This is a genomic window from Cellvibrio sp., assembly GCF_053579595.1.
In genome coordinates this window covers 1-6,272 of record NZ_JBRFPI010000271.1, presented here as the reverse complement: position 1 = coordinate 6,272, position 6,272 = coordinate 1, and the positions used below count along the sequence as shown (strand labels likewise).

The 6,272-nt window shown below is 47.3% G+C and carries 7 protein-coding genes; 3 read left to right on the top strand and 4 right to left on the bottom strand.

Annotated elements, in window-relative coordinates; translation table 11 throughout:
- The 3 genes from ACWA6V_RS15350 to ACWA6V_RS15340 form a co-directional block, all read left to right on the top strand.
- Nucleotides 1–703 (top strand): hypothetical protein (locus ACWA6V_RS15350; RefSeq protein ID WP_449523316.1); only part of this gene is annotated, 703 nt, incomplete at its 5' end.
- A 12-nt stretch (nucleotides 704–715) separates the two neighbouring features.
- The gene (locus tag ACWA6V_RS15345; protein WP_449523315.1) at nucleotides 716–1,213 is read left to right on the top strand and encodes a signal peptidase II; all 498 of its coding nucleotides are present in this window, start codon (nucleotides 716–718) and stop codon (nucleotides 1,211–1,213) included.
- A 64-nt stretch (nucleotides 1,214–1,277) separates the two neighbouring features.
- Nucleotides 1,278–1,769, top strand: a complete 492-nt coding sequence (locus tag ACWA6V_RS15340) for a GNAT family N-acetyltransferase (protein ID WP_449523314.1) — start codon at nucleotides 1,278–1,280, stop codon at nucleotides 1,767–1,769.
- Between the two features lie 160 nt (nucleotides 1,770–1,929).
- On the opposite strand, the gene ACWA6V_RS15335 is transcribed toward ACWA6V_RS15340, so the two are convergent.
- The 4 genes from ACWA6V_RS15335 to ACWA6V_RS15320 all read right to left on the bottom strand — a co-directional run.
- Entirely contained in the window at nucleotides 1,930–3,063 is a 1,134-nt protein-coding gene (locus ACWA6V_RS15335; protein WP_449523313.1) for a response regulator, read from the bottom strand.
- A 42-nt stretch (nucleotides 3,064–3,105) separates the two neighbouring features.
- Complete coding sequence (locus ACWA6V_RS15330; RefSeq protein WP_449523312.1) at nucleotides 3,106–3,354, bottom strand: response regulator; 249 nt, start codon at nucleotides 3,352–3,354, stop codon at nucleotides 3,106–3,108.
- Between the two features lie 117 nt (nucleotides 3,355–3,471).
- Complete coding sequence (locus ACWA6V_RS15325) at nucleotides 3,472–5,190, bottom strand: protein kinase domain-containing protein (RefSeq protein ID WP_449523311.1); 1,719 nt, start codon at nucleotides 5,188–5,190, stop codon at nucleotides 3,472–3,474.
- Nucleotides 5,191–5,424: 234 nt separating this feature from the next.
- The coding region (locus ACWA6V_RS15320) for an MFS transporter (protein ID WP_449523310.1) at nucleotides 5,425–6,272 on the bottom strand (848 nt) is incomplete at its 5' end.

Below are 6,272 nucleotides of genomic sequence, written 5' to 3'. Positions count from 1 at the left end.
CAAGCGCGAAGCCAATCTTGATTGGTTGAAGCGCGCCTACGAGAGTTTTGCATTGGACAATATCGCCGGCTGGAGTTTTATCGTTTTGGCGGGCGGTAAGGATGTTGCGTCATTCCGCATTCGCGTAGCTCAATCCCATTTGCGTGGTGATATGCTGCCGTCATATTGGTCGGAATGTGCGTTATTTAAAATTCAAGCTGGTGACTTTTCCAGCGCTGCATTTTTTAATCTACCCCTATTCCAACCTGCTACTGCGACCTATGCTCCTACGCGCAATGGTTTGATCGAGCTGCCGTTTAATAAATTACCCACACAAAAAGATTATCCCAACTTGGCGCTGCTCGCGATTCCTGTACCTCAGGAACAAATTCTGCAATCCCTGGCAGAATATCAAAAATCGCGTGTGAGTTACGATGCTGTTGAAAATATTTTACCTTGGCTCGCGTTTGTTTGGGGTGCAGGCAATGCCACCAATCCCCTGATGCAACAAATTGGCTTCCCTTCGGCAATGATGTTAAACCAAATTTTTAGTGCAAATGGTTTTGATCTTGCACCGGGGGTAAATGCGAATTTATCCGCACCGGAAACTTTCTGGAGCGGTGTAAAACACTGGCAGGATTATTACAGCAAAACCCAGGAACATGGCTTGCAACCCAAGATGCGTTTTGTGGTTGACCATATGTATGATATTGATGAGAGTTGAGGTTCGACCTAAATGAAAATTAAGACGTTGCTAATTCTATTGATTTTCTTCCCTCTCGTAGGGTGTGATCGTTACACGAAGGATCAAGCTGTAAGCCTGCTTAAAGGCCAGGAACCATTATCATTTTTAAATGGTTTCTTTAGTCTCACTTATCACGAAAACACCGGGGGTATGCTAAGTCTCGGGGCAGAGCTATCCGACGAGTTGCGGGTTATTCTATTCACGTTTCTGGTCGGTTTGGTGTTGGTAGGCGGCCTTATCTACATACTCATAAAACCGATGGATAAATATAGTTTTACGGTAGGCTTGCTTATACTTGCTGGTGGTTTTGGAAATTTATATGACCGAGCTGTCAATGATGGCCGTGTTGTGGATTTCATGTTGTTGCAGGTGGGGCCTCTTAAAACGGGTGTATTTAATGTCGCTGATATTGCAATCATGACCGGTTTATTTGGGTTCTTATTTGTTTCAAGTAAGTGGGGGCAACGACTAAGAAGGCCATCAGTTTGACTAACTTGACTGTGGGCTTATGTGTAAAGCTATCGCAATTATTTATTTGGCAGTGAGAGCCTAGATGATTGAACTGAGAAAATTTGAACAAAAAGATGAGACGCTTTTGGTTTCATATTTAAATGACGAAGCTCAAACACATTTCCTCTCCGCAAGACTTCCTCAGCCATATACAAATGAAGCCGCACATTGGTGGGTAAATACAGGCAGTAAAATTGGCGTTGTTTACGCCATAATTCACAATGGCATATTTGTCGGTTCAATTGGCGCTATTCCAGGTGAATTTGAAAAACAAAAAACCGCTGAAATAGGTTATTGGGTGGCTAGGTCTTATTGGGGCAAAGGTATTGCTTCAGAGGCTTTGCAAAAATTTACCGATTTTCTCTTTGAGAATACGGATTTTATTCGGCTAAATGCTTCAGTGTTTGAGGGAAATTTGGGCTCTGCTAAAGTTTTGCAAAAATGTGGTTATAAATTAGAGGCAGTATTGGAAAAAGCCATTTATAAAAATGGTGTGGTTTTTAATGAGATGCTTTACAGTAAAATCTGTCCATAATTCTAGTAAAAAACTGAGAAAGAATTTAACAGCCGTTCGCACACAGTTACAATCAAAGTGCTCATGGGCCACATCACTTCTGATAGTTCTGATTAACCGGCAATAAAAAAGCGAGCCTAAAAAATCAGGCTCGCTTAATGATATCTTTATCTATCGTCTGTTACTGCTCTTCATCCGCCACTAACACCAATTCCAAACGGTTATTATTTTGCGCAAGGGCATTCCAGTCGCCTGCGTTGATAATGGGTATGCGCTCTGGATAAGGATCATTGCCGGGTGCGGCGGTAATGGCAATTTGGATGGTTGAGTTTACATCGCGAGTTAAATTCCCCAGAATCATGGAGACTTCGCGTGTGTAGTCATCCATCAGGCGTGCGATGGTGTAAATCTCGCTGGAGAGCATGCAATCGCCGAGGGTTTTATTCGGTGGTGCCAATTGCGCCATGCCCATGTTGTCTACCATTACGCAAAAATCCCCGACATAAATATTCACCGTGGCTGTGCCTTTAAAACCGTTGCTGGCGAGGCGATGTAATAATTCGTGTAGGCGCAACAGTGGTTTTGGGTCGATGGTATTTTGATGGAATGCCAAGGTGCCGCTTTGGTTGAATGTCCACGCAAGATCGGCGAGCAAATTGTTGTCGGGTACGAGCAGGGGTTTTGGCTGCGCGATCCCGGCGTTGACCAGTGCTGGGCTAATCAGCTCTGGCTCTTTGTTAGCCTGTTCGGTGACTTCTTGTAGTTGTTTGCTAAGCGCTTCTTGCTGGGTTTTATTTTCATTCAGTTGATTGTTGATCATCAGCAAAAAGTAGGCGATGACGACGAGTGCAATAACCGATAAAAAAATCGCGAACGTTGACCAACCGGAATTTCCCGCTTTTATTTCAGTAGCGGGTGCCTGTGCTGAAGGTGCAGGGGTGGTGGGTTGCTGTTGTTGCAATATATCGCCCAGTTCTTGCCGCAAATTCTGCCGCAGCCCTTGCAGTTCACGCACAACACGCGAGGTGATAAACCGGCGGTTGTCTTCCAGGCTGTGTTCCATATGGCTTAAACGCAAATCCAGATTACGCGCTTGTTCCAAAGATGACGTGCGTCTCTCCAGTGGTGGCGTATTGGGCTCACCAACACTGTCTGCGCTGGCAGTAACTTGATTGGCGGCGGCGATTAATTCCGCGCTTTCAACGATATCGCTCTCGTCGACTTTCGCATTGGGATAAATATGGATGGCTTCCATCACCTTGGATAAATCGGTGGCATTGATGCGGTCTTTACTCACTACATCCAATGCACCCAATGCGCGCGCCTGGCCGGTATATACATCGCCACTTTTGGAGGTCTACATAATCACCGCGACCATTGCGGTATCGGCGTTGGATTTAATAATTTGCAGTGCGCGGAAGCCGTCGATGCCAGGCATCAGGTGATCCATAAAAATAACCGCGGGTGCATGGCGGGCGAGATAGCGCAGCGCAGCTTCACCGGAATCGACTATATCGATATCGAGCGGGTAGCGGCGCAGCATCTTTTTGAGCCGGTATTGGGCGGTAGTGGAGTCATCCACAATCAGGGCGCGTTTGATGGTCATGACAGTAAAGTCCCTGTGCGAGCAATGATCGTTATTGAGTGAGTTTTATTTGCACAGAGACTAACAGAAAATTCATGCGCCAGGGGCTATGTAAATCACAACCCGGCGTTGGCAAGGTTAATGACGCCAAAAAAATGCGATGGCTGCCGCAATCCAGCCGGATGCGGCGAGGACTTTCCAGACTTTATCCGGGTGTCGTTCGAGTAGTGGTTGCGCGCGCGGGGTTAGCCATTCGGGGTTGGGACGTTTTAAATCCTGCAGCCACTCCGAGAGCGCCATGTAGCGACTGGTAGGATAAATACTCAGGGATTTTTCCAATGCTTTATCGAGCCAGTAGGGCACCAGCGGATTGTGTTTCATTGCAGAGATGTATTTGAGCCGCTGAAAGCTTTTTAAATCTGTAGCTCGGCTATATGCGCCGCCGTAAGGTTGTTTGCCGGTGAGCATTTCGTAGAGTAATACCGCGAGCGAGAATTGGTCGGATGCAGCGCTGACTTTGCCGTTATAGCGATATTCCGGCGCTGAGTAATCCAGCGTGCCCAGTATCCGGTCGCGCTCGATGGGTGCGCCTGCCTCCTGCACACCCGCCACCCAGCAGGAGCCAAAATCGACAATCATCGGGCCTTTGGCGCTGATCACGATATTGTCCGGCTTTAAATCCTGGTGCAGGGTTTCTTTGCGGTGAAACGCGCGTATGCCGCGGATTAATCCCTCAGTTAATTCCACCGCATCCAGAATCGATAAAATACCGCGCTCTTTTAATAGCTGAGTCAGCGTCGGGCCGGGAATATATTCGGTGAGATAATACAGACATGAGCGCGATTCAGCGGCGGGAATCACGCGTACAACACCGGAGCTTTGGATGCGCGCGCCTATCCAGGATTCCATCACAAATCGTTCGATGTAGGCTTTGTCATCCTGAAAAATTTCTGATGGTGTTTTCATTACCAACAAATTGTTTTTTTCGTCTTCGACTAAATAGACTTGGCTTCTTGTGGATTCGTGCAGAATTTTTTTGATGCGCAAGCCATCAATACTTTGCCCCGGCGATAACACCGGTGGAAAGGGCAGGCGCGATAATACTTGCACCGCGTCGTCCTGCGCAGCAGTGCCGAGGCTTTCAATGCGCAGTGCTTGAATGCTGAGATTGTCTTCGCTGTTATGTTGCAGCGCAAAAGGTAATGCGAGATTAACCAGATCGTCGAGATTATCGCGGTGACTGAGCACAAAAGTTTTAAATTCATGCGCCGGAATATGTTCGTGAATCCCATCGCTGGATAAAATAAACATATCGCCGCGCTGCAATTCCAGACTGTGCATATCCACTTCCAGATAAGGATCGGCGCCCATAGCGCGGCTTAAATGGGTGGTGTGTTTGTCTATGCGCTGGGTGTGGTCGCGGGTGAGCAATTCGAGATTATTATCGCGCAGGCGATAGACGCGGGTGTCGCCCACGTGAAAAATAAATCCGGTGTCGCCTTTTAAAATCAGCGCAGAAAATGTTGTGAGGTATCCCTCACCGTAAATAGAATTTTGGCTGCGCCCCCATAAGCTGGAATTTAAACTCTGGATCACGCGCATAGCGGATTGTTGCGTACGCCATGTGTCGGGCGTGGCGAAATAATCGCTGAGGAAACCGGCAATCGCCGTTTGGCTCGCTTCACGCGCGGCTTTACTGCTGCTGACACCATCGGCAATCGCAATTGCTATTCCTTTAGTGGTGAGCAAATTGCCTTCGGGAATGCGTGCGCCGACTGTATCCTGATTTTCCGGTTTGCGTCCCGCCTCACTTTTTTGCGCGAAGCTGATGTGCAGGGTTGATTGCAGATGATCCATAAATATGTATTCTCGTTCCCAAGCTCTGCTTGGTAATGCATAGGGTTACAAAAACGAATGCAGCTTATTATTTTTTCCGGTATCGGCTATAGCGCCAATATCACATCACATTTCATCTTCTGCATTCCCAAGCGGAGCTTGGGAACGAGGTGGATATTTCCGTACTTCTATAAAAAAATTGCCGACAGCATAACTGTCGGCAATTAGGTTGTCGTGCTTGCGTCGTTAATAAAACTAGCTCACTTCAATCTTATGCAGTGAACCGTCTTCATTCACTTCCACCACATGGCCTTTAGGCTCTTTCAGGAACTGCACAAATACCAGGCCGATTGCGGCAGCGGCAGCGAGCATCCAGAAGAACATTTGAATATCGATAAAGGTATTCATGGTCAGGAAGAACAGCGCGCCCACATTGCCATAGGCACCTGCAAGGCCGGCGATTTGGCCAGTCATACGGCGTTTGATTAACGGCACTACCGCAAACACCGCACCGCAGCCGGCTTGCACAAACAGCGAACAAATAAATACCGCACTGAAGGCAAGGTATAGCGGCCAACTGGCATTGATTTGCGATAACAACATATAACCGCAAGCAACACCGGCGAGAATAATACTCATGCTAAAACGGCGACCAAATTTATCACTCACCCAGCCACCACCAGGGCGCGCCACCAAATTCATAAACGCAAATGAACCGCCGAGCATCGCGGCTTGGGTCACGCTTAATCCGGTGAAGGTCGTCATAAAAAATGCAGGCAGTACTGATACTACGGCGATTTCAGAACCAAAGGTGGCGAGATAGGCCCAGCTTAAAATTGCCACTTGTTTAAATTCGTATTTATCGTGTTCTGCTACGCTGCCTTTTTTGAGCATGTCTTTATTGACGCGCAAGATTTGGGAAAACTGGAACACAAAGAGCGCCAACAAAACAACGTAAAGGATATAGGTGGTCGCCGTGCTTAATAGCCCTAAATTGGCGGGTGACATTTTCCATGCCAGCACTGCGAGGATTAAATACATAGGCACGTTCATCATCACGTAGAAAATAAAATCTTTTCTATTGCTAACTTCCAAACCGCCGG

Excerpts from the sequence above, each read along its gene's own strand:
- ACWA6V_RS15340 (WP_449523314.1), top strand. The coding sequence starts at position 1,278 with ATGATTGAACTGAGAAAATTTGAACAAAAAGATGAGACGCTTTTGGTT.
- ACWA6V_RS15325 (WP_449523311.1), bottom strand. The coding sequence starts at position 5,190 with ATGGATCATCTGCAATCAACCCTGCACATCAGCTTCGCGCAAAAAAGT.
- ACWA6V_RS15330 (WP_449523312.1), bottom strand. The coding sequence starts at position 3,354 with ATGACCATCAAACGCGCCCTGATTGTGGATGACTCCACTACCGCCCAA.
- ACWA6V_RS15345 (WP_449523315.1), top strand. The coding sequence starts at position 716 with ATGAAAATTAAGACGTTGCTAATTCTATTGATTTTCTTCCCTCTCGTA.